General features: G+C 53.2%; 23 protein-coding genes and 2 tRNA genes. 16 read left to right on the top strand and 9 right to left on the bottom strand.

Going from position 1 to position 23,461, the window contains the following annotated elements; genetic code table 11:
- Window positions 1-50 precede the first annotated feature (50 nt).
- Window positions 51-127 (top strand) — tRNA-Asp (locus ACMV8I_RS19225).
- 545 nt (window positions 128-672) lie between these two features.
- On the top strand, window positions 673-1,476 hold the full coding sequence (locus tag ACMV8I_RS19220) for a lysophospholipid acyltransferase family protein (protein WP_498866800.1): 804 nt from the start codon (window positions 673-675) through the stop codon (window positions 1,474-1,476).
- Between the two features lie 197 nt (window positions 1,477-1,673).
- Here the strand turns inward: ACMV8I_RS19220 and yafC are convergent, their stop codons facing one another.
- The gene (gene yafC, locus ACMV8I_RS19215; protein WP_498866799.1) at window positions 1,674-2,567 is read right to left on the bottom strand and encodes a DNA-binding transcriptional regulator YafC; all 894 of its coding nucleotides are present in this window, start codon (window positions 2,565-2,567) and stop codon (window positions 1,674-1,676) included.
- A gap of 280 nt (window positions 2,568-2,847) precedes the next feature.
- Here yafC and ACMV8I_RS19210 point away from each other — a divergent pair, with 280 nt between their 5' ends.
- Window positions 2,848-3,657, top strand: a complete 810-nt coding sequence (locus ACMV8I_RS19210; protein ID WP_498866798.1) for an endonuclease/exonuclease/phosphatase family protein — start codon at window positions 2,848-2,850, stop codon at window positions 3,655-3,657.
- A gap of 69 nt (window positions 3,658-3,726) precedes the next feature.
- On the opposite strand, the gene mltD is transcribed toward ACMV8I_RS19210, so the two are convergent.
- Both mltD and gloB read right to left on the bottom strand, forming a co-directional pair.
- On the bottom strand, window positions 3,727-5,109 hold the full coding sequence (gene mltD, locus ACMV8I_RS19205; RefSeq protein ID WP_498866797.1) for a murein transglycosylase D: 1,383 nt from the start codon (window positions 5,107-5,109) through the stop codon (window positions 3,727-3,729).
- 70 nt (window positions 5,110-5,179) lie between these two features.
- Window positions 5,180-5,935, bottom strand: coding sequence for a hydroxyacylglutathione hydrolase (gene gloB / locus ACMV8I_RS19200; RefSeq protein WP_498866796.1), 756 nt, complete (start codon window positions 5,933-5,935; stop codon window positions 5,180-5,182).
- A 42-nt stretch (window positions 5,936-5,977) separates the two neighbouring features.
- Between gloB and ACMV8I_RS19195 the strand changes: the two genes are divergently transcribed.
- Window positions 5,978-6,706, top strand: coding sequence for a class I SAM-dependent methyltransferase (locus tag ACMV8I_RS19195; RefSeq protein ID WP_498866795.1), 729 nt, complete (start codon window positions 5,978-5,980; stop codon window positions 6,704-6,706).
- 74 nt (window positions 6,707-6,780) lie between these two features.
- On the opposite strand, the gene rnhA is transcribed toward ACMV8I_RS19195, so the two are convergent.
- On the bottom strand, window positions 6,781-7,263 hold the full coding sequence (rnhA, locus tag ACMV8I_RS19190) for a ribonuclease HI (RefSeq protein WP_498866806.1): 483 nt from the start codon (window positions 7,261-7,263) through the stop codon (window positions 6,781-6,783).
- A gap of 54 nt (window positions 7,264-7,317) precedes the next feature.
- Here rnhA and dnaQ point away from each other — a divergent pair, with 54 nt between their 5' ends.
- The gene (gene dnaQ / locus ACMV8I_RS19185; RefSeq protein ID WP_498866794.1) at window positions 7,318-8,067 is read left to right on the top strand and encodes a DNA polymerase III subunit epsilon; all 750 of its coding nucleotides are present in this window, start codon (window positions 7,318-7,320) and stop codon (window positions 8,065-8,067) included.
- A gap of 126 nt (window positions 8,068-8,193) precedes the next feature.
- Window positions 8,194-8,270 (top strand) — tRNA-Asp (locus ACMV8I_RS19180).
- A gap of 80 nt (window positions 8,271-8,350) precedes the next feature.
- Here ACMV8I_RS19180 and ACMV8I_RS19175 read toward each other — a convergent pair.
- On the bottom strand, window positions 8,351-9,853 hold the full coding sequence (locus tag ACMV8I_RS19175) for an NCS1 family nucleobase:cation symporter-1 (protein WP_498866793.1): 1,503 nt from the start codon (window positions 9,851-9,853) through the stop codon (window positions 8,351-8,353).
- A gap of 189 nt (window positions 9,854-10,042) precedes the next feature.
- Here ACMV8I_RS19175 and ACMV8I_RS19170 point away from each other — a divergent pair, with 189 nt between their 5' ends.
- The 3 genes from ACMV8I_RS19170 to puuE are packed head-to-tail and all read left to right on the top strand — an operon-like array spanning window position 10,043 to window position 12,481.
- Window positions 10,043-10,777, top strand: coding sequence for a GntR family transcriptional regulator (locus tag ACMV8I_RS19170; protein ID WP_498866792.1), 735 nt, complete (start codon window positions 10,043-10,045; stop codon window positions 10,775-10,777).
- On the top strand, window positions 10,777-11,544 hold the full coding sequence (locus ACMV8I_RS19165; RefSeq protein WP_498866791.1) for an aspartate/glutamate racemase family protein: 768 nt from the start codon (window positions 10,777-10,779) through the stop codon (window positions 11,542-11,544). Before ACMV8I_RS19170 ends, ACMV8I_RS19165 begins: the two co-directional genes overlap by 1 nt.
- Window positions 11,537-12,481, top strand: a complete 945-nt coding sequence (puuE, locus tag ACMV8I_RS19160) for an allantoinase PuuE (protein WP_498866790.1) — start codon at window positions 11,537-11,539, stop codon at window positions 12,479-12,481. The genes ACMV8I_RS19165 and puuE overlap by 8 nt, the downstream gene beginning before the upstream one ends.
- A gap of 659 nt (window positions 12,482-13,140) precedes the next feature.
- Here the strand turns inward: puuE and hpxZ are convergent.
- Genes hpxZ through ACMV8I_RS19140 form a run of 4 tightly spaced genes read right to left on the bottom strand, consistent with a single transcriptional unit; the run spans window position 13,141 to window position 16,743 of the window.
- Window positions 13,141-13,524 carry an oxalurate catabolism protein HpxZ gene (gene hpxZ, locus ACMV8I_RS19155; protein WP_498866789.1) on the bottom strand — a complete coding sequence of 128 codons (384 nt, stop codon included), beginning with the start codon at window positions 13,522-13,524 and terminating at the stop codon, window positions 13,141-13,143.
- A 19-nt stretch (window positions 13,525-13,543) separates the two neighbouring features.
- Window positions 13,544-14,944 (bottom strand): AtzE family amidohydrolase, encoded by a 1,401-nt coding sequence (locus tag ACMV8I_RS19150; protein ID WP_498866788.1) that lies wholly within the window; start codon window positions 14,942-14,944, stop codon window positions 13,544-13,546.
- Window positions 14,941-15,135: an oxalurate catabolism protein HpxX gene (gene hpxX, locus ACMV8I_RS19145; RefSeq protein WP_498866787.1), complete on the bottom strand. Its 195-nt coding sequence runs from the start codon at window positions 15,133-15,135 to the stop codon at window positions 14,941-14,943. The genes ACMV8I_RS19150 and hpxX overlap by 4 nt, the downstream gene beginning before the upstream one ends.
- Before the next feature lie 21 nt (window positions 15,136-15,156).
- On the bottom strand, window positions 15,157-16,743 hold the full coding sequence (locus tag ACMV8I_RS19140) for a gamma-glutamyltransferase family protein (protein ID WP_498866786.1): 1,587 nt from the start codon (window positions 16,741-16,743) through the stop codon (window positions 15,157-15,159).
- A gap of 246 nt (window positions 16,744-16,989) precedes the next feature.
- Here ACMV8I_RS19140 and ACMV8I_RS19135 point away from each other — a divergent pair, with 246 nt between their 5' ends.
- The 7 genes from ACMV8I_RS19135 (at window position 16,990) to hpxK (ending at window position 23,460) form a co-directional block, all read left to right on the top strand.
- Window positions 16,990-17,829 (top strand): MurR/RpiR family transcriptional regulator, encoded by an 840-nt coding sequence (locus ACMV8I_RS19135; RefSeq protein ID WP_498866785.1) that lies wholly within the window; start codon window positions 16,990-16,992, stop codon window positions 17,827-17,829.
- A gap of 226 nt (window positions 17,830-18,055) precedes the next feature.
- Window positions 18,056-18,847, top strand: a complete 792-nt coding sequence (locus ACMV8I_RS19130; RefSeq protein ID WP_498866784.1) for a transporter substrate-binding domain-containing protein — start codon at window positions 18,056-18,058, stop codon at window positions 18,845-18,847.
- 21 nt (window positions 18,848-18,868) lie between these two features.
- Window positions 18,869-19,534, top strand: a complete 666-nt coding sequence (locus ACMV8I_RS19125) for an amino acid ABC transporter permease (RefSeq protein ID WP_498866783.1) — start codon at window positions 18,869-18,871, stop codon at window positions 19,532-19,534.
- A 2-nt stretch (window positions 19,535-19,536) separates the two neighbouring features.
- On the top strand, window positions 19,537-20,205 hold the full coding sequence (locus ACMV8I_RS19120) for an amino acid ABC transporter permease (protein ID WP_498866805.1): 669 nt from the start codon (window positions 19,537-19,539) through the stop codon (window positions 20,203-20,205).
- Complete coding sequence (locus ACMV8I_RS19115) at window positions 20,186-20,935, top strand: amino acid ABC transporter ATP-binding protein (RefSeq protein WP_498866804.1); 750 nt, start codon at window positions 20,186-20,188, stop codon at window positions 20,933-20,935. Before ACMV8I_RS19120 ends, ACMV8I_RS19115 begins: the two co-directional genes overlap by 20 nt.
- Window positions 20,936-20,959: 24 nt before the next feature.
- On the top strand, window positions 20,960-22,198 hold the full coding sequence (locus tag ACMV8I_RS19110; RefSeq protein ID WP_498866782.1) for a pyridoxal-phosphate-dependent aminotransferase family protein: 1,239 nt from the start codon (window positions 20,960-20,962) through the stop codon (window positions 22,196-22,198).
- On the top strand, window positions 22,198-23,460 hold the full coding sequence (gene hpxK / locus ACMV8I_RS19105; RefSeq protein ID WP_498866781.1) for an allantoate amidohydrolase: 1,263 nt from the start codon (window positions 22,198-22,200) through the stop codon (window positions 23,458-23,460). Before ACMV8I_RS19110 ends, hpxK begins: the two co-directional genes overlap by 1 nt.
- Window position 23,461: the final 1 nt, after the last annotated feature.

The raw sequence follows: 23,461 nt of genomic DNA, 5'->3' as shown, positions 1-23,461 counted from the left end.
CAGGAACAAACTTGTATCAGACATTTTCTGATGTGAGTGAAAGAACCGGTGGAGCGGTAGTTCAGTTGGTTAGAATACCTGCCTGTCACGCAGGGGGTCGCGGGTTCGAGCCCCGTCCGTTCCGCCAATTATTGCATAAACCCTGGATCTTATGATTCAGGGTTTTTTGCATCAGAATAGCGAAAGAAATAATACGTTATCTCTATTATTCTATTCAGAATAGAGCCATAAGTAGGTTCATATATTACTTCATTAATATCCCAGTGATTTTTTTTAAAAAATAATTGGTTAATATATTTATTTCTATCAATTCTTCATTTCAATAATTCATTTTAATAAAGGCTTTTTTGGGTTTTTATACTTTTATTTGTGGGTTTTTAAAAATCTAATTCTTAAAATAAAATATATTATCTGAACTAATAGGGTTCAGCTAGCGGTGAAAGAAGAATTAAGAAAGTTACGGATGCAACTGGGAGGAAAATGGAATAAAGTCATTTCTCTTTCGGATCTGAGACTCATCTGGTATGAAATACCCCCCGAACTTTCTTGATTGGTACGTGTTGGCGCCAGCTATCACCAATAAATATGACTGGATCCGTTGGGTAGCTCAGCAACTATGCGTCTTTTTGGACGTCTCTACAAAAACACCCTAGTGATAATGGATAGTCCAACATGACGAATAAGCCTGTGTGGAACAATATTTTCAACCGGCTCTGGCGCTGGGTTTCAACAGGGGTGTTTTTTGCCCTTTTCGGAATTGGTGGCCTGGTGCTTTCTCTGATTTGGTTTACTCTGTTGCGTCTTACCGTTCGTCGGCAGGATCTTCTACAGCAGCTGACGCACAGCAGTATCCGCAATAGCTTCAGATTTTTTCTGAATGCGCTGCGGCTAGCCGGTGTGATGGACTATCAGATTATTGGCGTGGAGAAGTTCAAACAAGACCGAGGATGCCTGGTTGTAGCAAATCACCCCAGTCTACTCGATTATGTCTTTTTGGCATCTTGCATGCCACGCTGTGACTGCATTGTTAAACAAGCCTTGCTGGATAACCCTTTTGTCCGAGGTGTCATCAAGGCTGCAGGGTATCTGGTTAACTCGGATTCTGAGGCATTGATGCTTGCATGTGAGCAGAGGCTTCAGACGGGTGGTACACTACTTATCTTCCCTGAGGGAACACGTTCGATTGTTGGCCAACAATTAGTTCTGCAACGAGGAGCAGCCAATATCGCCGTCAGAGCTGGGTGTGCTGTAAGGATAGTGCAGATCTCCTGCCAGCCGCCAATGCTGACGAAACAGGGTAAATGGTATAGGATCCCTGAGACGAAGCCTCAGTTTATAATCAGGGTTCAGGACAAGATCGACGCCAGACAATTTATCGATGATCATGATCTCTCTCCCGCGCTGGCGGCGAGGCGTCTTACCCGCTATATCCAGTCAGAACTGATGCACGTCGGCACTGAAAGTAACGAGAAATAAGTCATGGGTTCATTAAGTCACAATAAATATTAAATTCTTATTATTGGAATCCCTTAATCTTGAAGGGGGTCACTCCAGAGGAAATTGTCATGTACGCACCTTTGCTTGGTGATGCTCTGGAACGGAACGCCATAGGTGCCCTTGAATTAAGTCTGGCATTAAAAAAACAAATCTGACTTACGCTCCGACGTGGTTTTTTATATCTGCGAATTGAGTTTTTCGCTGAGGAAATCAACAAAACAGCGAATGCGCGAGCTAACAGTCTGATCGCTGTAATAGACGGCGTGCAGCGGCATGGCGATGCGCATAATGTCCGGTGCCAGTAATTCAATTAGATCTCCTCGTTTTACATCCTGTTGAGTCATGAAATCAGACAGGCAGGCGATGCCGTTACCCATCAGGCAGAGCTGGCGCAGCGTCTCCCCGCTCCCAGAACTGATAAATGGCGTAATGGTCAACTGTTGTCCGTCGGCACACAGCAGCGGCCATTTGTTCAGAGCCAGCACCTCATTAAATGCCAGACAACGGTGTTTTTTCAGATCATCGGCATTTTGCGGTACTCCCCATTTTTGCAGATAAGCCGGTGAAGCCAGCACACTGCGATAGCTCAACATCAGTTTGCGGGCCCGCAGGCTAGAGTCCTCCAGTTCGCCTACGCGGATCGCTACATCCACCTTCTGATCAATTAAGTTAATGTTACTTTCAGATGAAAACAGAGCCAGCGTCATCTTGGGAAACCGCTCGGTGAATTCGACCACCAATGGTGAGATCACGTGCAGAATGACCGGCGTGGCAGCATCGACGCGCAGCAAACCTTGCGGAATATCCCGGTGATCTAGCAGTTCATCTTCGGCGGCAGCCATATCCTGCAAAATCTTCTGTACGCGCACAAAGTAGCGCTCACCTTCGTGGGTCAGGTTGATTTGCCGCGTGGTACGATTGAGCAGGGTGATACCGAGTTTTTGCTCAAGGCGTTTGACGGTACGACTGACCACCGAGTTATCCTGCTCCAGTTGCTCAGCGGCGCGGCTGAAACTACCGGTTTCCACCACGGTCACAAAGGTGATTAGCTCTTCCGAACTGGCTTTCATTGTTGTTACTCCAGCAGAAATAATTTCATACTTTGATTAGCCTGGGTATTTAAGCACAGGCTAATCATCATCATCATCATTTCATAGGCGGTATTGTGGAGTAAGGCTATGCCGCATCTATCGTATGCTACCTTAATAATAAAGTCTGATGACAGCGTGTGAATAGCTTGTATACGATTGTAAACAGATTGGGCCTGAGCACTGGCGGGCGTATACTGAAATGTCCGCTGTTGGTATTATCCGAACAGCATGATTTTTAATGGTTGAATAGGCGATAAGCGTGCCGAAAAGAACTTACGCAATGAGGTATGTTGCAGGTCAGCCGGTTGAGCAGATCTTTCCAGGTGCCCTTGCTCATTTAGGCACTGGATTACCTCCCGGAGCTGCGCTACCCAATTCAAACACCTTACGCATAATGGTGTGGAACATTTTCAAACAGCAACGGGCCGACTGGCTTTCAGTGCTGCAAGGGTTTGGTAAAGATGCTCAGCTGGTATTGTTACAAGAAGCACAATCTACGCCAGAGCTGATTCGTTTTGCTACGTCTCATTATCTGGCAGCCGATCAAGTACCAGCCTATATGCTCCCCCAGCATCCATCAGGCGTGATGACACTTTCTGCCGCGCATCCGGTCTATTGTTGCCCGCTGCGAGAGCGGGAACCTCTACTGCGCCTTGCGAAATCCGCTTTGGTGACGGTCTATCCGCTGCTTGACGGGCGGCTGCTGATGGTTGTGAACATTCATGCGGTAAATTTCAGTATCGGTGTCGACGTTTATAGCAAGCAACTGGAGACTATTGGTGAGCAGATTGCCCTGCACAAGGGACCAGTGGTTATGGCGGGGGACTTTAATGCATGGAGCCGACAGCGCATTAATGCGCTGTTTGGTTTCGCCAACAATATTCATCTGCATGAAGTCCGCTTTCCGGCTGACTTTCGCAGGCGTGCTTTTGGCCGTCCGCTAGATTTCATTTTCTACCGCGATTTGAGCGTAACCCAGGCGACCGTGCTGGAAACTCAGGCATCAGATCACAACCCGCTACTGGTGGAATTTTTGGCTCAGAAGACGGGCGCCAAAACCGCTATGTAACCATTGAATTTGCGGCAAAAAAAAAGCACCTTCAAAAGGTGCTTTTTTATGGATGATGCATATAGGACATCAGGCATCTGGCGTTAATTTATTGCTGACGTATAACGTCAGTTTGTTGCCAGGCTGAAGATTATCGGCACCCGCGTTCCAGCGCATCACATCTTTGATGTTGACGCCGTGGCGCTTGGCAATGCTCGACAACGAGTCTCCTTTACGAACCTGATACGTAATACTGCCGCGATTGCTGCTTACCGCGCTGACACTGTTGTCCGCCACTTGCAGGGTTTGCCCAACTTTTAACGCGCTTGCAGAGCGCAAATTGTTCCAACGCTGTAAATCACGAGTCTTCACATTCAGTCGGGCTGCAATCCCAGACAAGCTGTCGCCAGAGCGAACCTTGTAAGCTTTTGCACCTGATGGTGTGTTGCTGGCCAGTTGAGTTTTCTGAACTGCAGCGATATCGCCATCAGCCAGAGAATCTTTTAACTGTGCAGCATGCGCCTTCGGTAAAACAATATAATGAGGCCCATTAGGCGCGGTCACATTCTTCTTGTAGCCAGTATTAAATGACTTCAGCTTAGTCAATGACATGCCCGCCATCTCAGCCGCCTGAGTTAACTGCATCTGCTGGCCTACTTCAACACGCGCTAATGCACGGTCTTTGCTCGGTGTCGGTAAGCTGATCCCATATTTTTTACTGTGCTTCAAAATATCGCTCAGTGCCAACATCTTCGGGACATAAATCGACGTTTCGCGAGGAAGTGCCAGTGACCAGAAGTCAGTTGGACGACCTTTGGCTTTGTTTGCTTTCACCGCTTGCATTACGCGGCCTTCACCACTGTTATACGCAGCAATGGTCAGCAACCAGTCACCACCAAACATTTTGTTCAGGCTTTGCATCATATCAAGCGCAGCGGTAGTCGAAGCCACAACATCGCGGCGACCGTCATACCATTGGTTTTGTTTTAAACCATAATTGCGACCCGTTTGCGGCACGATCTGCCAAAGCCCCGCAGCGTTAGCTGATGAGGTTGCTTTTGGGTCAAAAGCGCTCTCCACTATGGGTAGCAGTACCAGTTCCATCGGCATATTACGTTTCTTAATCTGCTCGGTGATCCAGTACATGTACGGCTCTGCCCGTAATGTTACATCGTGGAGATAGCTCTTATTTTTTAAATATTTTAACTTTTGCTCACGGATCCGGGAATTTTCCGGAACCTTCATCTTCAGCTCGTCGCCAATGAAGTTCCACAGATTGGTTTGCGCAATGGAGTCGTCACTGTTCAACCATCGCTCTGAGGCCACTTGGCCATCATCTGTGTACTCTCCTGCTTCACTTTGACTTGCCGAAGACAAACTCTGTGCATGCTGTTCGGGTATCTTCACGTCCTGCCTGGACGCCTGACAACCCACCAGCAACACGGAGGCGAATATTATCGCTTTTGCCTTCATGTGTGTGTCAACAGTTGCTTAAAAGACAGACGATAATACGTTACCTGACCCAAAAAGACAACCTTGGGTATTAGAAGCTGTCTTTGAGTTGCCTTAGATAGGAAAAAACATGCCAAGAAGGTTTTAAGGGATCGTTAAGCTTTAATTTGTTTTGTAAATCAATATCATCGCATCGTAAGAAAAGGTTAATTTTTCGCTCTAAACCCAGGGTTGTTGGCAGAGATGGTTGCCCCTTTTTTCGCATTTCTTGCACATTCTGCTCATGAGAGTCAATATCATGATCATCGGGTAGTATTGAGCGGGCAAACTTAAGGTTTGAGAGAGTATATTCATGGGCTGCGCAGACTAAAGTTTCATCAGGAAGCTGAGCTAGCTGTTGAAACGATTGGTACATTTGTTCTGGCGTGCCTTCGAACAGACGTCCACATCCGGCGGAAAACATCGTGTCTCCACAGAACAGATAAGGCGCACTGTAGTATGAAATGTGACCTAATGTATGCCCCGGTGTAGCAAAAATCTGCCATTTCACCTCTCCTATTTTCTGTACATCTCCATTTTTAAGAATTATCCGACCGGTCTTGGCTGGGATTTCTTCCGGGCCGTACAATTTTAACGCAGGGAAATGTGCCAAAATCTCGCTTACACCATCGACATGATCGTGATGATGATGAGTCAACAGGATAGCGGTTGGTGTTAATTTGCGCGTTTTCAAGACTTCCAATACGGGGGCAGCTTCGCCTGGGTCGACAATCAAACAGTGGCCATTATGGTCATCCAATAACCAAATGTAATTGTCCTGCAAAGCGGGAATACTGATAAGATTCATAGTAAGTTCTCTTTGGCAAACGCTTGAAAGATGGAAATAAATATGCAGCCAGCACGCACACGTAAAAAAATCATCGCACCAGCGTCATGGGAAGATATTCCCTGCGGTGAGTATTACCGTGCCGCGCTTGAGCAACATCTGCAAGCCTGTTGGGGGAAGTTATATGGTTTCCACCTGTTAAAACTTGGCAATTTGAGCGCCGAGCTGGATACCAGTACCTGCCCTATTTCGCATCAGGTTAACGTCGCTGAAGCAGGGGCGAATTTACATGTGCAAGGCGATCACTATCAGCTGCCTTTTGCCCATAAATCAGTAGATGCCTGTCTCATTGCTCATACTTTAGCCTATGCAGAGGATCCGCACCGGATATTGCGTGAAGTGGATCGCGTGCTGATTGACGACGGTTGGCTAGTACTAAGCTGTTTCAATCCGCTGAGTCTGCTGGGCATGGGGAAAATGATGCCATTTTTCCGCAAACGCCAGCCGTATGCCAGCCGGATGTTTACCCTGATGCGCTTGCTTGATTGGCTCGGCTTACTCAATTACGAAGTGATAGTGAAGACTTGTTTTCAGGTACTGCCATGGTCTCCGAAGGGCGGTGAGATGCTCAGTACGCACCTTCCTGCGCTGGGATGTATGACGATGATTGTGGCACGCAAACGCACCTTACCGTTGACACCTACCGCGAAGAAAGTGCCTGCACGGCGGCAGGCGATACAACAGGCCGTGGGTGCCAGCAGTAAAAGTTATCGTAAAGATCACAAAAAGTAATGTGCAGGCAGGGCCGAAACCCTTCCTTACGTCGGTGCAAGACGAGAAACACACCGTCAGTACTTCTGTACTGCTTAACTCTCTGGTTTGTAGCCCACATCGTCCAGCGTCGGATGACCTGCCGCGTCTTTCGCCAGCACGTCACACCGTTCGTTTTCCGGGTGACCTGCGTGGCCTTTTACCCACATCCAGTTCAGCGTATGTCCCTGAATGGCGGCATCCAGACGCTGCCATAAATCGACATTTTTCACCGGTTTCTTATCCGCCGTTTTCCAGCCACGCTTCTTCCAGTTATGGATCCAACTGGTGATGCCCTGACGGACATATTGGCTGTCGGTGCTGAGTGTCACTTCGCAGGGAGAACTCAGGGCTTCCAACGCAACAATGGCCGCCATCATCTCCATGCGGTTATTGGTGGTTAGCCGGAAACCCGCGCTAAACTCTTTTTCGTGTTGCTTATAGCGCAAAATTGCACCAAAACCACCGGGGCCTGGGTTGCCAAGGCAAGAGCCGTCGGTGAAAATTTCTACCTGTTTGGTCATCTCTGGTAGACTCATCCGCAGAATGTAAAAGCCAAGTCTGACATAAACGAGCGCTGCGAGCACTGCAATATGATTTCTTCCCCTACCAGACAAATTGTTCTCGATACCGAAACCACCGGTTTGAACAAACTCGGCGTCCATTACGAAGGACACCGTATTATTGAAATCGGTGCCGTCGAGGTGATCAACCGTCGCCTGACGGGGCGGAATTTCCACGTTTATCTCAAACCCGACCGTCTGGTTGATCCAGAAGCCTTTGGTATTCACGGCATCAGTGATGAATTCCTGGCTGACAAGCCGACCTTTGCCGACATCGCCGACGATTTTCTCGAGTACATTCGCGGTGGCGAACTGGTCATCCATAACGCCTCGTTCGACATCGGCTTTATGGACTACGAATTCGGCATGCTCAGGCGTGACATCCCGAAAACCGATACCTTTTGCAAAGTTACCGACACCCTGCAAATGGCGCGCAAGCTGTTCCCCGGCAAGCGCAACAGCCTGGATGCACTGAGCGACCGCTACCTGATAGATAACAGCAAACGTACCTTGCACGGCGCGTTGCTTGACTCCGAGATCCTCTCTGAAGTCTATCTGATGATGACCGGCGGTCAGACCATCATGAAGTTCTCCCATGAAGGTGATCAGAAAACCGGAGCTGATGGCCTTGGAACGCAGCCGGTGATCAGACCGGAGGCTGGCCTGAGGGTGATCCGCGCAAGCGAAGAGGAGACTGTCTGGCATGAAGAGCGCCTGGATCTGGTCGTTAAGAAAGGAGGAAGTTGCTTATGGCGTCCTCAACCGGCAGCGGAAGAGTAAACGGTTGCGCTGAATATGTACGGCTTGTGGGAAAACTGTGCAGTCGGAATAAATTGTCAGGAAAAGCATTGACGTAATGAAAGCTATTCCTTAATATTCGCTCCGTTCTTAACCAGAATACAGCGCGGAGCGGTAGTTCAGTTGGTTAGAATACCTGCCTGTCACGCAGGGGGTCGCGGGTTCGAGCCCCGTCCGTTCCGCCAACATTCAGAAGCCCTGAGTTAGCAATAACTCAGGGCTTCGTTGTTCTTACTTTCTGGCAAAAATCTGCCTCTATCTGACGTTATTCAACTTCTGCTTTTACAAAGCCCACTGATGGGCTGGCTGCACGTTCATGGCGTGCAATGAAACGATAGCTGCCACCGGCCAGAAACGCGCCGATAAACCAGCTAAAGTTTGCCACCTGATGCAAGCCCGGAGTGAAGCTAATGAACAGGCCAATCATGACTGCTGGCACCAGCGCCATAATGGCTTTCGGGTTGAAACCATTGTTGTACCAGTAACGGCCGGACGGCGTAGCATTGAATAGCGCGTCAACATCCATATGGCCACGTTTAATCAGATAATAATCCGCCAGCAAAATCCCAAACAGCGGGCCGATAAACGCACCCAGCACGTCCAGCGTATAATGGATAATCTCCGGTGACTGGAACAGATTCCACGGTGTCAGCAACACGGAACCAACGGCGGCGATCATTCCCCCGGTGCGGAAGCTGATTTTCTGCGGAGAACAGTTGGAAAAATCAAAGGCCGGTGATACGAAGTTTGCCACGATGTTAATGCCTATGGTGGCGATGATCATGGTCAGCAGACCGAGTGCGACCGCCACACTGTTACCGACGCGGCTGACGGTTTCGATAGGGTCAGTGATCATTTGGCCGAACAGCGACTGGGTGCCGGACACAATGACCACGGTGACAATCGAGAACAGCAGGAAGTTGAACGGCAGTCCCCAGCGGTTGCCACGGCGGATCTCGCCCATGCTTTTAGCATAACGGGAGAAATCACCAAAGTTGAGCAGTGGTCCTGAGAAGTAAGAGACCACCAGCGCCGTCGCGGTGAGCATTTCCCAGCCCTGCTGGCCGACAGTCAACGTCTTGCTCGACAATGTGAAAGAGATATTGCTCAGGCCGGTTTTATACAAAATCCACCCGGCCAGCATCAGCATCACCACATACACAGCAGGCCCGGCAATATCAATAAAGCGCTTAATGGCGCTCATGCCGTGCCAGAAAACCATCGCCTGCAACACCCACATAATGCCGAAACAAATCCAGCCCATGGCCGACAGACCCAGCCAGTGTGGCACGGTCAGCGGTGTTAGCGACGGGAAAAACTTCAGCAATACCAGCATCAGTGCGCTGGCTGCCAGATAGGTTTGAATTCCATACCAGGCAAAGGCAATAAGACCCCGGATCACTGCCGGAATATTGGCGCCGAACACCCCGAAAGCCTGACGGCAAATTACCGCGTAAGGTACACCGGCCTGCTGGCTGGGTTTAGCCACCAGATTGGCGCAGATCTGCACAATACAAATTCCGCATAACAAACAAAGCAATACTTGCCAGCTCGTTAGCCCGAGGGTGAAGAAGCTGGCGGCCACCACATAGCCGCCCATACTGTGCACGTCAGACATCCAGAAAGAAAATATGTTGTACCAGCTCCAGTTTTGGTTGCGGGTCGGGGCTAAATCGTCATTACACAGTCGCGGGCTGTAATGCGGTTTAATCATGCCTGCACTCATGGATGAAGAGGCACTAGCGGAAGAGATTTCCTGATTTGGCATAAATCGTGCTCCTGTCATAAACACCGTGTCGAAAGAGGGAAGCCGCAAAGGCGGCACGCCAAAAAATAAAGCCGTCACGGAAGCAGTGCAGGATCCAGGCCATCTTTGATTTTTTGTATACAATATTTCCTATTAACGTATACGATTGGCTAATGAATTGGCTCACCATAGAAAAGCGGAGTGGCAGCAATGACCAGTTGGAGCGGGCTGAATACGGCCTATTTTACCGAGGATAAGGACGATCACATTTATAACGCGCTGGTGAAATCGATCGTTGAGCATCAACTTTTACCGGGCAGTAAATTGCCGGAAGAGGCACTGGCTCAGGCGTTTTCCGTCAGCCGTACCGGCATCCGTCGGGTCCTTCAGCGTCTTGCGGCGGTGCAACTGGTTACCTTGCTGCCCAAACGAGGTGCACATGTCACCACGCCGGACGCTGACGAATCCCGAGATGTCTTCGCCACGCGAAAAATCCTCGAATGTGCCAACCTGCCGCAAGTGGTAGCACACTGCCAATCGCCGCATAGAGTGGCGTTACAACAGCTGGTTGAGCAGGAAAAACAGGCACATGAAGAGAGAAATGGCGCAGCGGCAATCCGCCTTTCTGCGGCATTTCACGTCCAGTTACAGGCTATTTCCGGTAACAAAGTGCTGACCGAAACGGTGTCGCAGCTTACTTTACGCTCTTCGCTGGCGATTGCCGCCTGGGGCGCGCCTTGGCAGCAGGGTTGCCGTTGTACCGACCACGACGACTTGCTCGATTTGCTGAAAAATCGCGACGCAGCCGGTCTGGCTGACAGCATGGCTCACCATTTCGACCACATCGTCGCCAGCTTGCGATTTGAACCGGGCCACGTTGAAACACCGGACTTTATGCAACTCTTTGCCGTGCATTCGGCTCAAACGAATAAGGAACCGGGCTGATGTCAACGATCTCGCGATCGCTTTGTATACAATTGATTAATCCTAATACCAGCCTGGCAATGACCGAATTAATGGCGGTGACCGCTCGTCAGGTGGCTGCATCAGGCACGGAGATTCTGGCTGTCTGCCCGAGTGAGGGTGCGCCGTCCATTGAAGGGCATTTTGATGAAGCTATTGCCGCAGTGGGGGTTTTACAACAGGTGAAAGCCGGGCGGGATGCTGGCGTAGATGGCCACATTATTGCTTGTTTCGGCGATCCGGGTTTGCTGGCGGCGCGCGAACTGGCGAGCGCGCCGGTGGTGGGTATTGCCGAAGCCGCGATGCACATGGCGACCATGTTGGCGACGCGTTTTTCCATCGTAACGACCTTACCGCGCACTCTGGTTATCGCCCGGCATTTACTGCATCAGTATGGCTTCGGGCGCCACTGTGCCGCTCTGCACGCCATCGATCTGCCAGTCTCATCACTGGAAGATGGCAGCGGGCTGGCACAGCAGAAAGTGCGAGAGCAGTGTATCGCCGCGAAGAGATCGGACGGCTGTGGGGCGATCGTCCTCGGATGCGGCGGCATGGCAGATTTGGCGCATGAGTTGACGCTGGAACTGGGGATCCCGGTGATCGACGGCGTCAGTGCGGCGGTCAAAATGATCGAGGCAATTGTGGCACTGCGCCTGACCACCAGTAAACATGGCGACTTAGACTATCCGGTTGAGAAAGTGCTCTCAGGGCGTTTTAAGGATCTGAACATGAGGGATCGCGATGTCTGATATTGATTACCGTTTCACTGAGAATTATCCTCGTGACTTAATTGGTTACGGCGGTCACCCGCCGCACGCCAACTGGCCGGGCAAGGCACGTATCGCACTGCAGTTCGTCCTTAACTATGAAGAGGGCGCTGAGAATAATGTGCTGCATGGGGACGTTGGATCCGAGCAATTTCTGTCAGATATTATCGGTGCAGCGAGTTTCCCCGACCGCCATATGTCAATGGATTCCCTGTACGAATATGGCTCGCGCGCCGGTTTCTGGCGCATTCACAAGGAGTTTCAAAAGCGCGGTTTACCGCTGTCCGTATTCGGTGTTGCCATGGCGCTGGCGCGTAATCCGGAGATCGTCAGCGCTATTCAAGCTGCCGACTATGATGTGGTCAGCCACGGTTGGCGTTGGATCCACTATCAGGATATGAGCAAGCAGCAGGAAGCGGAGCACATGCAAAAAGCGGTCACTGTTTTAAAAGACCTGTTCGGCAAAGCGCCATTGGGCTGGTACACCGGCCGCGACAGCCCGAACACCCGTCAACTGGTGGTTGAATCTGGTGGATTCCAGTACGACAGCGACTACTATGGCGACGACCTGCCGTTCTGGACGCCCGTCAAACTCGCCAGCGGCCAGGTGAAACAGCATCTGGTTATACCCTATTCGCTTGAGACTAACGACATGCGCTTCGCCTCGCCGCAGGGCTTCAATAGCGGCGAGCAGTTTTACACTTACCTGAAAGACAGTTTTGACGTCTTATATGAAGAGGGTGAAACCAGCCCGAAAATGATGTCGATAGGCATGCACTGTCGGATCCTTGGGCGACCAGGCCGCTTCAGAGCCTTACAGCGATTTCTTGATTATGTCGAATCGCATGACAGGGTTTGGATCTGCACTAGGCAGGAGATCGCAGATCACTGGGTTAAAGAGCATCCCGCTGCGGGGTAAATGTTTCGGCGTTTAATCTCGATCTTATTTTCAATTTCATCTTTGAAATTCAACTTCAACTTCAACATCAAGGTCGTGGGCGTCGGCCCACACCGACCAGAAGGCGGCCAATCGCTCCCAGGCTCTTTTAAAAACAACAGCTGCGCGGGTCACAATGGCCGTGTTTCAGTCACCGCTGTTATAGCCGCAAAATGCCGCCGCTTAGGCGATGCCTTCGCTGCGGGTTCGAGCCATAGGTCTCGAACCTCTTGCTCAGCGCCATTTTTGAATGCGGCCAAAGCTTTGCTAAAGTCAAAACCAGCCCAATCCTTTCTTATATTTTATCTCTTGATTTACATAGCCGCTGAGGCGCAATCAAAAATGGCACCGGATGAGAGGTTCGAGACCTGAGGCTCGAATCCCGAAATACGGGGACGGCGGAGCCGTGACATTTTGCGCCGTGAACAGAAGTGACTGAAACATGTGCCCTGCCAGCCGCGAAGCTGTCGGTGCCTCAAAGAAAAAACGCAGGAGTTCCAAGAGGAGGCACGTTTATGCTTCCTCTTGGGCGGGTTTGGGCGGCAGCCCAAGGTCTTTCGGTTTGGGTCGGCGCCCAAAGCATTGAATTTGAAGTTAAAAAGTTTCCTCAGCTTTCCAAAGCTGAACCGCCAATGGTTCGGTCAAACCATCAGGCTGACGTGTGCAGCAACAATTTTCCAGCCACTCGGCATCTTCACCCATGTCTGCTGCTGACGCCCGACTTTGTCGGAATGTTCACGGCGAAACTCCGTGCTGGCGATGGCCATGTCATCACCGAAGGTGGTGATGGTGGTGTTGACCAATTCGCGATCGAGACCCTGTGGCGGGCGCGAGGCGCGGAATGCGCGAATGGCCTCGATGCCGTAAAGATTTTCTCCCGCACCAAAGCGCACGGTGCGCGGGTCATGCCAGAACAGCTCGTCGAGCACGTTAGTGTCATTGTTGATCAGCGCCTGTTCATAGCGATAAAAGGCCGCATTCATTTCAGCCAGAATGGCCGGGCGGTCGATGTTGTCAGTTTTCATTCTGCGTTCTCTGGTTAATTTATAACATCACCGGTGAGGTCAATATCTTCACCAAACCCTGTTGCTCGAGTGCCCAGGCGGCGCGCAGGCACAGGTCTTCCCGCCATGGCGGGGCGATCAACTGTAGGCCTATCGGTAACCCATTGGCGGTTATTATAGGTACCGACACCACCGGCAAACCAAGGAAAGAGATCGGCTGCGTCAGCATACCCATGCTGGCGCGGGTAGGCAGGTCGGTGTCGTTAATTCGAAGGGTTTCCTGCCCGACCCGCGTGGCGCTACACGGCGTAGAGGGCGCAATAAGAATATCCCAATGTTCGAACAATGGTAAAACCTGTTGCTGAAACTGGTGGCGGAAACGCTGTGCCTGAACATACCACGCGGCGGGGATCATCGCTCCGGCTAATAAGCGTTCACGCGATAATGGTTCAAACTGCTGTGGAATACTGCGTAACAGCGGTAAATACTGGTTGCCGCCTTCGGACGCGGTGATTAAAAACGCCGCCGAGCGTGCCAGTTCAGCCTGCGGCATCTCAACTTCCGCCTGTGCTTCTAATGCTTTTGCCACCTGTTGCACGGCGGCTTTGGCGTTATCGTCGCACCAGGTGGAGAAATAACCGCCGAGCACCGCGGTGCGCAAACTCTGCTGGCCGCGAGTCAGACGGCTGAAGGTTTCGGTGGTGGGTTTATCAGCCTGAAAGGCATCCTGCGGATCGGTGCCCTGCATGGCATCGTACACTTGCGATAAATCAGCAGCGCAGCGCGCCATCGGGCCGAGATGATCCAGACTGGCGACAAACGGCTGGCTGCCACTGCGAGAAATTCGCCCGAACGTCGGCTTCAGGCCGAGGATGCCGCAGAGCGATGACGGTACGCGAATCGAACCATTAGTGTCGCTGCCGAGGGCAAAGTTCACCAGACCAGCAGCCACGGCAGCGGCGGAACCACCGGAAGATCCTCCGGCAATGCGGGTGATATCGCGCGGGTTACGCGTCACGCCATAGTGGCTGTTTTCGGTGGTGAAACCATACGCGTAGGCATCCATATTTAGCATGCCGGACAGCATCGCTCCCTGGCTGGTGAGGCGGGTCACCGTCCACGCATCGGCCTTAGCCATTGGATTACTGCTGTTGAGGCTGGCCCCGGCCAGCGTCACTTCGCCCGCCACGTCGAGCAGGTTTTTTACCGCATAAGGCACGGCAGCCAGCGGGGGTAAAGGAGCGCCGCTGGCACGCAGCCGGTCGATTTTCGCCGCTTCATTTTGCATACGTGCGTGGGTGATGTGGGTGAACGCATTGAGCGTTGGGTCACTCTGTTCGATATTCTCCAGCGTGGCATTGGCAATTTCCGTGGCTGAGATGTCCCCGCTTTGCAATGCGTGGTGCAGTTGGCTGATGGTCAGAGGCTCAATGGGTTTCATGCGCGATACACCCCGGCAACTTCAAGACGCGAGTCGAGTGGCAGTTCCATCAGCGGTTGCGCCATCTGCGCAATGCGGCTGAAATGCACCAGCACTTCCTGGCGACGTGTGTCGTCGAGTTCCAGTGCCAGAACGGATTCCATCTGGCGTACATAGGCGGCCCAGTCGGCGGTTGTTGCAGTTGTTTTCATGATTATCCCCCTGTCAAAAAATCAAAATCCGGCAGCACTGCCGTTGCTGCGCGGGTCGAACGCGCCTTCGAACATACCGTTAGTATGGCGCACGATAGCGCCGGCATGACCAACCGCTTCGCTGAAATCAGGCAGCATCTCAATGTCATGCCCACGCTGGCGCAGCCCGGCCAGCGTGGTGTGGGCGAAGCGTCCTTCAAGTTTCAATGAATCAGAACTTTCACCCCAGGTGCGGCCGAGCAGCCAGCGCGGGCCGCTGATAGCCTGCTGCAACGACTGTCCCTGCATCACGTGGCGGATAAAAACCGCTGCCTGGGTTTGCGGTTGACCGTCGCCGCCCATCGAGCCATACACCATCGTGCGGCCATCATATAAACGTGCAGCGGCAGGGTTGAGCGTGTGAAACGGCTGTTTGCCGGGTTTGAGTGCCAGTAGATGGTTGGCATCAAGGCTAAATGACGCGCCACGGTTTTGCCATAATACGCCACTGCCTGGAAGTACCACGCCGCTGCCAAACTCATGATAGATGCTTTGAATAAATGACACCGCCAGCCCGCTGCTGTCCATCACACCCATCCAGACGGTATCACCGGGTCCTTTGCCCTTGCCCCAGTCGGCGGCGCGGTGTGGATTGATCCGGGTAGCGAGGACATCGAGGTAGTCCGGATCGAGCAGACTCTGAGCCTCCTGGGTCATCATTTTAGGGTCAGTAATAAAGCGGTCGCGCAGCCCGAACGCCAACTTGGTGGCTTCCACAATACTGTGGATGGTTGCGCCTTCGTCCATTGTTGCCAGCGGCAGACGGTCGGTCAGTCCGAGGATCGCCAGTGATACCAGGCCTTGCGTTGGTGGCGTCAGATTAAAAACTTCCCCTTTGCTGTGTTTAAGGCGCAGAGGCACGCGCCGCTGCGGCCGGTACGCAGCCAGATCGGCACGGGTCACCGGCATACCGAGCTTCTCCATGTCGGCGGCCATATTGTCGGCCAGTTCGCCACGGTAGAAACTGTCCAGTCCGTCCTCGCACAAAATGGAGAGCGTGGAGGCCAGCTGCGGCTGGGTAAAACGCTGACCGGCACGCGGAACTTCACCATTCGGCAGAAATACGCCTGTGAAGGAAGGGATGTCTTTCAACTCGTGCTGCTTGGCGCGGGTGGCGGCTTCTTGTGATGCAGTGACCGGAATACCGTCGGCGGCGTAGCGGATAGCATCCCGCAGCAGACGCGACAGCGGTTTTTGCTCGCCGCCTAACTCCATGGAGATGTTGAGCGCCTCCTGCCAGCCGCCCACCGTGCCGGCAACGGTCAGCGCCGCTTTTGGACCACGGTGCGGAATATGGTTTTCACCGGCGTAGAAATCGAGCGTCGCATGGGTGCCGGCAGCTCCGCTGGCGTCAATGGCCACTGGGTCGCCTTGCGGCGGGACAATCAGCCAGAAGCCATCACCGCCGAGACCGTTCATGTGCGGGTAAACCACCGCAATCGTGGCTGCAGCGGCCACCATCGCTTCGATAGCGTTGCCGCCTTCGCGTAATACCGCCAGCGCGCTTTGGCTGGCGAGGTGATGGGGCGTTACCGCCATACCGAGTGGCGAGCTATTGCTGTTGATCATGCGTAACACCTTTTTTGTTGGAGCGACGAGTGCAGGGAGTGCGTCTTATCGCTGTCTTTGTCATAAGAGTAAGCAAGAGGTGTTCCATATCGGCGGGAAGTCAGTAATTTCACTTGTATTCACAGCGGGGATGCGTGATATGTTGCACTGAAACATCTGTTACAGAGACCCGTGATATTTCGAATGGCAACGGCGTGACCGCTTGCCTGTAATGCGAACTATTTAGGCAGGGTATAGGGGGAAGACATGAAACAAATTGACGAACGTCTGCGCGACCATTATTCAGCTTTGACGCCACAGGAACAGCGGGTGGCAGATTTTATCTTTGCTAATATCGATGATCTGATGAGCTACAACAGCGCCGAGCTGGCGCGCCTGAGCCAGGTCTCTAAGGCCACTGTCAGTCGCCTGTTCAGGCGTCTGGGTTATCCCAGTTACCGCGACATGCGTGATGAAGTGCGCACCCTGCGCCAGAGCGGAATGCCGCTCACCGACAGCCGCGACGCAGTGCAGGGCAACACGTTATTGTCCCGCCATTATAAGCAAGAGATGGCCAATCTCACCCAGTGGATTAACCAGATTGATGACCAACAATTCACCACCGTGATCGCCGCACTCAGTCAGGCGCGGCAGGTGCGGTTGCTCGGTTTTCGTAACAGTTATCCGGTGGCGCTGCATTTGCGTCAGCAGCTGATTCAGGTACGGCCGGGCGTGATGGTGATACCGCAGCCGGGCCAGACGCTGGCCGAGGAGCTGGTGGACCTGACGCCGCAGGACGTGGTTATTTTCGTTGCATTCCGCCGCAGGCCGCGCATGGCAAAGACAATTCTGACGCAGTTACAGACGTTTGGCGTGCCAGTTCTTCTGATTTGCGAACCGCAGGCGCAGGCGATTATCCCGTTAGCAACCTGGCATCTGGCTGCGCCTCTCGACAGCGTATCGGCGTTTGACGCCTACTCAGCACCAATGAGTCTGGCGAATCTGCTCAGCAATGCCCTCCTGCACGAGATGCTGGCTGCCGGCCGTCAGCGTATTCACCAAATTACCGATCTCTACAGCGACCTCGACGAACTCGAACATCGCTAAGCTGCGCCTTTTTGGTGCTATCGCCCACTTTTAGTGCGCACGCTGCCCCTCGAACGTTCTTCTTCTGCCTGCTTATTCGGAGCGGCGATGGCTTTTTTTGTCATCTGGCCCGGTAAATCGTGACTTTTTTCTCATTTCATCTCCGGCACATGCTTTGGCACATTAGTTGCAGAATGCTTGTTAACAGAATCTATCGTTTCACAAATTCAATCACCGGAGATAATCTATGAACATGAACAAACGGCTTTTGGCGTGGGCAGGTGCGGCGATGTTAGTTTTTCAGGCATCCGGCGCGATGGCAGATCAGTTGCAGGATATCCAGAAACGCGGCGTGTTGCGCGTAGCGATCCCTCAGGATTTCCCGCCATTCGGTTCGGTAGGTAAGGACTTGCAGCCTGAAGGCTATGACATTGATATGGCGCATTACCTGGCCGATAAAATGAAACTTAAGTTGCAACTGGTCCCGGTATCGAGCGCTAACCGCGTGCCTTACCTGCAAACTGACAAAGTAGATCTGGTGATTTCCAGCCTGGGTAAGAACGCCGAGCGCGAAAAAGTTATCGACTTCAGCAACGCGTATGCGCCGTTCTTCCTTGGTGTTTTCGGTGCCAAAGATGACAACATGACGGCGCTGACCGGTCTGTCCGGTAAAACCGTCGGCGTGACCCGCGGCGCGGTGGAAGACCTGGCACTGACCGATGTGGCACCTAAAGACGCCAAAATTCAGCGTTACGAAGACAACAACACCACGCTGTCGGCCTATCTTTCCGGTCAGGTGCAGTACATCGCCACGGGCAACTTAGTGGTCGCGGCCATTGCCCGTCAGAATCCGACCAAAGCACTCGTTTCCAAAGTGATGTTGAAAGACTCCCCGTGCTTCGTGGGTCTGCGTAAGGATGAACCGGCACTGAAACAGAAAGTGAATACACTGATTGCCGACGCAATAAGCGACAAAACGCTGAACACGCTTTCTGAAAAATGGATGAAAGCACCGCTGCCTGCGAATCTGGGTTCCTGAGCAGGATAGGAGGAAAGCATCATGACCTATCAGCTGAATTTTCTTGCGCTGTGGCCTTATATGCCGGAGCTGCTGTCCGGCTTGTGGACCACTATCCAGCTGACGGTAATGGCAACGGTTGGCGGCATTGCTATCGGGATCTGTGGTGCTGCCATCCGCTGCGGCCATAACAAAACGTTGCGCACGGTATGGGGCATTTATGTCGAAGCCATCCGCAATACGCCGTTTGTCGTACAGCTATTTTTTATCGTGTTTGGTTTACCGGGCATGGGGCTGAAAATGACCGCCGGGGAAGCGGCGCTGCTGGCTATGTTGATTAACCTGGGCGCGTACAGCACTGAAATTATCCGCGCCGGTATTCAGGTGACGCCAAACGGCCAGTGGGAAGCAGGGCGTGTGCTTGGACTGAGCCGCCGCCAGACGTTTTTTCGTGTGGTGTTGCCGCCGTCATTGAAACGTATTTATCCGGCGCTGGTCAGCCAGTGCATTATCGTCATGCTGGGTTCTTCGGTGGTGTCGCAGGTGTCGTATGAAGAGCTGACCTTCGCCGCCAACTTAATTCAGTCGCGCACGTTCCTGAGCTTCGAGGTGTATCTGGTCACCACGTTGTTCTACCTGCTGCTGTCGGTAGCGATGCGTCAATTACTGCTGTTTGCCGGACGCCGTTACTTTGGGAGCTACAGCTGATGATGACCTTTACCGACTGGGATATTGTGCGCAACCTGCTGCTGGCGGCGCGATGGACACTTTTACTCTCGCTGACGGCGTTTATCGGCGGCACGCTGGTGACAATACCGCTGCTGCTGCTGCGTCTGGGTAAACGGCGCTGGCCGACGCGTTTTGTGCGTCTGTATTCCGAACTGTTTCAGGGAACGCCGCTGCTGATGCAGCTGTTTCTGGCCTTCTTCGGACTGGGGCTGTTTGGCATTGATGTCAGCCCCTGGACCGCCGCCGCGCTGGCGCTCACCTTTTACACCAGCGCCTATCTGGTGGATATCTGGAGCGGCAGTATCGACGCTTTGCCGAAAGGCCAATGGGAAGCCTGCCGCTGTCTGGGTCTCAGTTTTGGCCAGACCTTATGGCGCGTGGTCGCTCCGCAGGCGCTGCGTATCGCGATTGCACCGACGGTTGGTTTTTCTGTACAGGTGATCAAAGGCACGGCGCTGGCGTCGATTATCGGCTTCGTCGAATTGACCAAAGCCGGAACGATGCTCAACAACGTGACTTATGAACCGTTCAAGGTATTTGGGCTGGTGGCGCTAGGCTACTTCCTGATGTGTTACCCGCTTTCGATGTACAGCCATTACCTCGAGAAAACATTGCGTGGAGAAAAAAATAATGCCGCTGATCACCATTAATCAAGTGCAAAAATATTACGGTCAGAATCACGTGCTGAAAGGTGTGGATCTGGACATCGACGGCGGTGAAGTGATCTGCATCATTGGCCGCAGTGGCTCGGGTAAAAGTACTCTGCTGCGCTGCATTAACGGGCTGGAAGGCTATCAGGACGGCAGTATCAAACTCGGCGGTATGACCATCACCGACCGCGACTCCCAGGCGCGTGAAATCAGCCGTTCAGTGGGCATGGTATTTCAGAGCTTCAATCTTTTCCCGCACATGACCGCGCTGGAAAACGTCATGTTGGCACCGCGCCGCGTGTCGGGTAAATCTGCCGCCGAATGCCGTGAACTGGCGGCACACGTGCTGGATAAAGTCGGCCTGGCGGACCGTATGGATTACTACCCGGCTAATCTGTCCGGCGGCCAGCAACAGCGCGTGGCGATTGCCCGTGCGCTGGCGATGAACCCGAAAGTGCTGCTGTGCGATGAAATTACCTCGGCACTGGATCCGGAGTTGGTGGGTGAAGTGCTGAAAGTGCTTGAGCAACTGGCGAAAGAGGGCATGACGCTGGTGCTGGTGACGCACGAAATGAATTTTGCCCGCGAAGTGGGCGACCGCGTGGTGTTTATGCATCAGGGCACCGTGTGGGAACAGGGGGAAAGCCGGGCGTTGTTTGCCAATCCGCAAACCCCAGAATTAAAGCAATTTATCGCGTCAGTTCGTGGCCTCAGCGACGCTGCGGTCTGATAGCACCTTTTTTAAGGAATAGTCATGTTGGATATTCAAACATTTGGACAAATCAACCCACCAACCCGTCTGCTGATGGGGCCGGGGCCAATCAACGCTGACCCGCGCGTACTGCGGGCGATGAGCTGCCAACTGGTCGGGCAATATGACCCGGTGATGACCGGCTATATGAACGAAGTGATGGCGCTGTATCGTGCGCTATACAAAACTGAAAACCCGTGGACGTTTCTGATCGACGGCACCTCCCGCGCCGGTATTGAAGCTGTGCTGCTGTCGGGCATTCGCCCCGGCGACAAAGTGCTGGTGCCGGTATTCGGCCGGTTTGGTCATCTGCTGTGTGAAATCGCCCGCCGCTGCCGCGCCGAAGTGCACACCATCGAGGTGCCGTGGGGAGAAGTGTTTGACCCGCAGCAGATTGAAGATGCGATTAAATCCGTCAAACCGCGCTGGTTGCTGACGGTGCAGGGCGACACCTCCACCACCATGCTGCAACCGTTGGAACAGTTAGGCGACATCTGCCGCCGCCACGGCGTGCTGTTTTATTCTGATGCCACCGCGTCTTTTGCCGGTAACCCAATGGAAACCGACACCTGGGGACTCGATGCCGTCTCAGCCGGTTTGCAAAAATGTCTCGGTGGCCCGTCCGGCAGCTCGCCGGTTACCCTCAGTCCGCGTTTTGCAGAACAAATCCGCCGCCGTAAATGTGTCGAGGAAGGCATCCGCACCGCTGACCACGCTGACGGTGACGAAGAGATGATTTACTCCAACTACTTCGATCTCGGCATGATCATGGATTATTGGGGGCCGGAGCGTTTGAACCACCACACCGAAGCCACCAGCATGCTGTTTGCCTCCCGTGAATGCGCGCGCATCATTCTTGAAGAAGGTCTGGATAACAGCATCGCTCGTCACAAACTGCACGGCGGCGCACTGCTGGCCGGTATTCAGGGGATGGGGCTAGAGGTGTTTGGTGATCTGAACCACCGCATGAACAACGTGCTCGGCGTGGTCATTCCGCAGGGCATTCATGGCGAACTGGTGCGCCAGATGATGCTTAACGATTTCAGTATTGAAATCGGCACTTCGTTTGGCCCGCTGGCCGGAAAAATCTGGCGCATCGGCACCATGGGTTACAACGCCCGTAAGGATTGTGTCATGCAGACGCTGGTGGCGCTTGAAGCGGTGCTGCATCGCCTCGGTTTCGACTCAAAATATGGTGCAGGTTCACAGGCCGCGTGGGATCACTACACGGGGAGCCGTTAATGATTGAAGCTTCAACGCGAGACGCCGCGCGGCGGGTGATGGCCCGCTGTGACGCGCTGGCTGAGATCAGTGAAACACCGGGACAGTTGACCCGGGTTTATCTCTCGACTGAACACCTGCAGGCCAACCGACAGGTCGGCGAATGGATGACGTTGGCAGGTATGCACAGCTGGACCGACAGCGTCGGCAACGTTTGTGGGCGCTATGAAGGGCTGGATCCACAGGCACCGGCGCTGTTGCTTGGCTCGCATCTCGATAGCGTGCGCAATGCGGGTCGTTACGACGGCCCGCTTGGTGTGCTGACGGCAATTGAGGTGGTGGCGCATTTGCATCAAAACGGTATCCGTTTGCCGATGGCCGTTGAAGTGGTGGGCTTTGCCGACGAAGAGGGTACGCGTTTTGGCGTCACGCTGCTGGGCAGTCGTGGCCTGACGGGCACCTGGCCGGAAGACTGGCTGCAACGCAACGATGCACAGGGCATTTCTCTCGCCAGTGCCATGCTACACGCCGGGCTTGATCCGCTGAATATTTTGCAGTCTCGCCGTGCGCTGGATGCTTTTTGTGCCTATCTGGAATGTCACATCGAGCAGGGACCCTGCCTGCAAACTGCTGATTTACCGCTTGGCGTAGTGACGGCTATTAACGGTGCTCGCCGCCTGAACTGTTGTTTCACCGGCCATGCTGGTCATGCCGGAACGGTGCCAATGGGCCAGCGTCAGGACGCCCTGACCGCCGCTGCGGAATGGACGCTGGCGATTGAAAGCATCACCGCCGCCAGAGGCTGTAACCTGGTGGCAACGGTGGGGCATATCGACGTGCCGGGCGGGGCGGTAAACGTCATTCCCGGCCAGGTCAATTTGTCGCTCGACGTGCGTGGCCCGCAGGATGCCATGCTTAATGCCTTGTTGACCGAGCTGTTGGAGAAAGCGCAGCAGATTGCTACCCATCGCGGTCTGACCTTCGATGCTGAGCAGTTCTATAGCATCAATGCCACGACCTGCGACCCGGATTTACAACAGCGGCTGATTCAGAGCGTGACGCCATTGCAGGGGAAGCCGATGTTATTGCCAAGCGGTGCCGGGCATGACGCTATTGCGATGGCCGACTGCTGGCCGGTTGGAATGTTATTTGTACGCTGTCAGGACGGTATCAGCCATCATCCGCTGGAGTCGGTAACGGTAAACGATGTGGCAGTTGCCACCCAGGCTTATATCAATACCGTTTTGAGCTTTGCGGATTTTGATCCAGTAAGCAGGCAGTGAA

Source organism: Ewingella sp. S1.OA.A_B6 (assembly GCF_049889095.1).
Classification (GTDB): domain Bacteria; phylum Pseudomonadota; class Gammaproteobacteria; order Enterobacterales; family Enterobacteriaceae; genus Ewingella.
The sequence above is the reverse complement of the archived record's forward strand: the minus strand, read 5'-3'. Positions and strand labels throughout refer to the sequence as shown.